2 protein-coding genes and 1 pseudogene are annotated in these 1699 nt (G+C 56.3%); 1 reads left to right on the top strand and 2 read right to left on the bottom strand.

The genetic code is table 11. The annotated features are described in order from the left end of the window. Positions 1–58: 58 nt before the first annotated feature. On the bottom strand, positions 59–283 hold the full coding sequence (locus GH815_RS18630) for a hypothetical protein (protein ID WP_153750222.1): 225 nt from the start codon (positions 281–283) through the stop codon (positions 59–61). A gap of 134 nt (positions 284–417) precedes the next feature. Then, positions 418–615 (bottom strand): annotated as a pseudogene (locus GH815_RS19355) (helix-turn-helix domain-containing protein); the annotation flags it as partial. Between the two features lie 145 nt (positions 616–760). Here GH815_RS19355 and GH815_RS18620 point away from each other — a divergent pair. Continuing rightward, entirely contained in the window at positions 761–1642 is an 882-nt protein-coding gene (locus tag GH815_RS18620; protein WP_153750220.1) for a nucleotidyltransferase domain-containing protein, read from the top strand. Positions 1643–1699: the final 57 nt, after the last annotated feature.

Genomic DNA, 1699 nt, shown 5'->3' with positions numbered 1-1699 from the left:
TCTCCACCCCCGTCAGTTCGGGAGCTTGAATCACGCAGGCCGGACAGCTTCAAGTATATCAATGGGTCCTGACCCTAATATTGGTGGCGTAGAAAATGCCAACGCTCTCACCGTGGAAGATGATTCCGCCGCTCACGCCCACCTGGTCTGGGGGCTTCGGCTCGACCATGATGGCCTCGCTTTCCGCGATCGCGAAGGGATCTACAGGAAAGGTATCATAGCCCTTCTCCTTAGCTTTGAGCTCGCCCTGACGCCGCGCCATTTGAATTCTGAACTTACTCAACGACCCGATTTCCTCTGGTTCATCAGGTCGATCATCATCTGGACGTGCTCGCGGTCATCTTCCGACAAGTTCTCCTCGCCACGGAATGCAGTTGTTGCACCGGCCATGTCACTTGTCCTGCCGAGCAAGTAGTCTGATGTTACGTTCAAAGCCTTGGCGAGTGCCCGAATGTTCGCAAAGGACGGTTTCCGCCGCTCCTTCTCGAAGTGACCGATTGCCGATGGCTGTAACCCGGTTCTCGCGGCTAGCTCCGTTTGGTTGATCTTTCGAGCCTCGCGGGCTTGACGCAACCTTTCACCGAACCCACAGTCGGAATCCGCAGAAATTGACATGACGCTCCCAGACGTGTTAGTATGACGAAATCGTAGGACTCACGCCGCTTGCTCGCGGCTTCTTTTTTGACTTTCTACCCTACGAAAGCGTCAAAAACTGTAGGACGGATCGGGGAATCCGTCAAGCCTGAGGGGGCAGAAGAACATGAATATCAGGACGAACTTGGAGGATTTTGCCCGCAGCTTGGAGATCGATCCCGTCGAAGCTGCGATGATGGACGTTGCGCGCGCCATTCAGATCACCCGTACCATGCACGATGAAGCCGACGGGCATTTTCGTGGACTCGCACAGCATGTGGACCGCCCTGGCAGCCCTCTCGAGGACTTGGTGCTTGAGGTCTATCCTTCTGGCAGCTTCGCAATTCACGCGGCAACTCGGTCACGCCTGAAGACCGACCAGCACGACGTTGATGCCGTGCTTGAGATAGCGATCGCTCCAGGGACCGACCCGGCCTGGGTGCTGGAGCAATTGTACAAGGCAGTCAAGGGTGAAAAAGGCAGCAAGTATTACGACTATCTGATCGAGAAAAACAGTCGATGTGTCACCGTTACGTACCCGGACGGTGTCACGGTCGATCTGATGCCCGTCGTTCGCATCAACGGGACGCCTGAGCGCGTAGCGACCTTGTTTCACTACAAGCCTGAGACGGACGAGCGGTACCACAAGGATATCAATCCGAAGGGGTTTGCCAATCACTTCAATGCTCATGTCGAAATCAGCGAGGCGTTTCAGAAACGCTTCGATGCGCGCCGCTACCTCGTCGATGGCGAAACCTATGCCGAACTGGCCACACGGCTGTCGAATGAGACGTCCGGTCTGGCGTTGCAAAAGGCAGACACCCAACCGATGCCGGTGCATGTCCCGCTCGACCAGAAATCGCCTCGCGTGGTTGCCTTGCAACTGATCAAGAGGTTCCGCGACAAACGGTATCGCAAGCACGACGATCACCGTGGCAAACGCAAACCCCCGACCGTCGTTATCGCAGCGATTGCAATCGATGCCGGCCCTAGGCTCCAGACTCATTGATCGTCAAAGCCAGAACAGGACGGTTGCGGCGAGGGCGATGGCGGAAAGGAAGGTCTT

The organism is Rhodovulum strictum, assembly GCF_009649175.1.
Lineage (GTDB): Bacteria > Pseudomonadota > Alphaproteobacteria > Rhodobacterales > Rhodobacteraceae > Rhodovulum > Rhodovulum strictum.
Note: the sequence above shows the minus strand (reverse complement) of the source record. Positions and strands in the feature narration are given on the sequence as shown.